Source organism: Bifidobacterium sp. POST2/T3 (B1), assembly GCF_058197115.1.
Genome location: NZ_JBVPQK010000371.1, coordinates 1 through 2,558, shown reverse-complemented (window position 1 = coordinate 2,558; position 2,558 = coordinate 1). Strand labels below are relative to the sequence as shown.

General features: G+C 58.2%; 4 protein-coding genes. All 4 read left to right on the top strand.

Annotation, left to right across the window (positions count from 1 at the left end):
* The coding region (locus AC0AP0_RS11745; RefSeq protein ID WP_490430597.1) for a CDP-alcohol phosphatidyltransferase family protein at positions 1 to 585 on the top strand (585 nt) is incomplete at its 5' end.
* Complete coding sequence (locus AC0AP0_RS11740; protein ID WP_445342606.1) at positions 578 to 1,534, top strand: DUF881 domain-containing protein; 957 nt, start codon at positions 578 to 580, stop codon at positions 1,532 to 1,534. The genes AC0AP0_RS11745 and AC0AP0_RS11740, both read left to right, overlap by 8 nt.
* 1 nt (position 1,535) lies before the next feature.
* A complete protein-coding gene (locus tag AC0AP0_RS11735) occupies positions 1,536 to 1,868 on the top strand; it encodes a small basic family protein (RefSeq protein ID WP_015021764.1) in 333 nt (110 codons plus the stop codon).
* Positions 1,869 to 1,872: 4 nt separating this feature from the next.
* Positions 1,873 to 2,558, top strand: a 686-nt coding sequence (locus tag AC0AP0_RS11730) for a DUF881 domain-containing protein (protein WP_490430596.1), incomplete at its 3' end; no start/stop codon positions are given.

Below are 2,558 nucleotides of genomic sequence, written 5' to 3'. Positions count from 1 at the left end.
AGGTACAGCCCTGAGCCGCGGTCTGTGATTCTCACTGTACCGAATGTCATCAGCCTGCTCCGTATCCTATCCATACCCCTTATTGCCTACCTGGTGGCCAATCGGCACCTGATCATCTCTCTGGTGGTCATGCTGATTTCGGCCCTGTCAGACGGTGTGGACGGAATTATTGCTCGCAGGTTCAACCAGGTCAGCAAGCTGGGCCAGATTCTAGACCCTGTGGCTGATCGCCTGCTCATTCTCTGTTCGGTTCTGGCTCTGAGCATCGCATCCATACTCCCTTGGTGGCTTCTGGCCCTGGTCGGGGCCCGGGACGTGCTCATGGGTCTGCTGGTTCTGGCGCTGGCTCAGCACAACTATGGCCCTCTGCCGGTTCACTTCGCGGGCAAGACCGGCACAGCCGTACTCATGCTGGCCATACCGGCCCTGATCTTTGCGGATGTGGGTACTTCAGCCTTCTTCCGCTTCTTCCATCTGGTGGCCCTGGCGGCCGTCATTTGGGGGGTGGGCCTCTATTGGCTGGCAGGGCTGATATACGCACGTCAAGGTATCGGACTGCTTCGTCAGGACCGCCATCATGACTGAACCGCAGAGAGTGCCTGAATCCTTCCCTGTGCCGCCCGACCGTGCCCTGATTCACCGCCGGGCGGCTTTTTCACATTCCAGTGCTGGTCTGCAACGCCACTATGTTGATGAAGAGAGCTCTGAGCCCTCCCAGGAGTCCATTCGTCGACGCATGGCCGATGAGTCCTTGAGGCTGATCGATGATCTGACCAACCGTCCCATGGATCCTATGTTCGAGGACGCCCGCCTGTTGCCTGCTGAGCGCAGGTCACCGCTGAGCGTCTGGGTCAACAGGATCCTGGTCTTCGTCATTTGTGTGCTGGTTGGTTTGGCTGGCACGGGCATAGTGCAGGTGCTGCACCGGGACCCGCGTCAGAAGGTACGTGAAAAGCTGATCTCTCAGGTAGAGGTGGTCAGCAAACGTGCCGATGACCTCAACGGCCAGATTTCGGATCTCAACGGAAATATCGACACGCTTTCGGGTCAAGTTGGCGGTCAAGGGCAGAACGGCACCCAAACCGCCGATGATCTGACCAACGGTACCAGTAAGGTACAAGGTCAAGGCATCGTTATCACCCTGGCTAACCCTATTGCCTCCAAGGATGCCCGAGACAATACGGATCAGATTAAATTGGTCACCGACCAGGATCTGCAGTGGTTTCTGACCAAGCTCTGGTCTGCGGGAGCCGAGGCCATTGCCATCAACGGCAATAGAATAGGAACACAGACATCAGTGCGCACGGCCGGTCAGACCATCCTGGTGGGTACCGCCTCCATCGAGGCACCCTACAAGATTGAGGCCATAGGCGACCAGGGTGCGCTGTCTGATCTGATGTCTCGCAGCGATCTGCAGAGCCGCCTGCGTGATCTGAAGGATGCGAACATAACCGTCAATGTGAACAAGCAGCGGCGCCTGAACTTGAATGCAGTCGGTCTGCCCAATCTGTCCTATGCCGGAAGGAGTCATTGACATGTCGGCAATTCTAGGCCTGATCCTAGGCGTGGTGGCGGGCATCTTCCTCAAGCCCGACATTCCCATCGTCTTGCAGCCCTACCTGCCCATTATGGTGGTGGCGGCCCTGGATGCATTGATGGGCGCAGTCCGTTCCTACTTCGAGCGCAGCTTCTCAGATCGGGTCTTCGTAGTCTCCTTCATCTCCAATGTGATCACCGCCACGCTTCTGGTCTTCCTGGGCAATCAGCTGGGTGTGGGCTCTCAGCTGTCCACAGCTGTCATTGTGGTCCTAGGTATTCGCATCTTCTCCAACGTCTCCGCTATTCGACGGTTCATTTTCAAGGGGTGAGCATATGAGACACACCCTCAGGAAAAAGCGCGATGAACGAATGCCCGAGAGCATTCCGCCTAGGCGGCCTGGACGGGTCAGGGCTCCATCCGACGATACACAGACTGGTGCTTTCCCTGTGGTTCGTCGGCGGCCTCTGCGCACACTCAACTCCAACGCCACCAGGGTCAGGCTGGTCACCAGCGTCCTAGTGGCCCTTATGTGCGCCCTGCTGGGCTTTGGATATGCCGTCCAGGTGCGTAACAATCAGTCCTCCTATCAGAGCCTGTCCGAGGAAGAGCTGGTGCGGGTGCTGGACGAGACCAGCAACCAGGTCGATAAGCTGGAGGAGCGTAAGAGCCAGCTCAACCAGCAGCTGACCTCTATCAAGTCCGCTGCTGACAAGCAAAAGGAGGCCGCCCGCATCGCCCAGCAGAACGAGCAGAGCAGTGGCATCCTGTCCGGACGGCTGCCAGCCCAGGGCAGGGGAGTAGTGGTGACGGTCACCGAGGACAGCGACCGTGTGGATGCCTCGACTATGTTCAACCTGATCGAGGAGCTACGCAATGCAGGGGCTGAGGTCATATCTTTCAACGATGTCCGGGTGGTCACCAACACCTATCTGCTGGATACGCGCACCGGCCTGCAGTGCGACCACTCCAAGCTGCAAAGCCCCTATGTCGTCAAGGCCATCGGGGACCCGGACAGCCT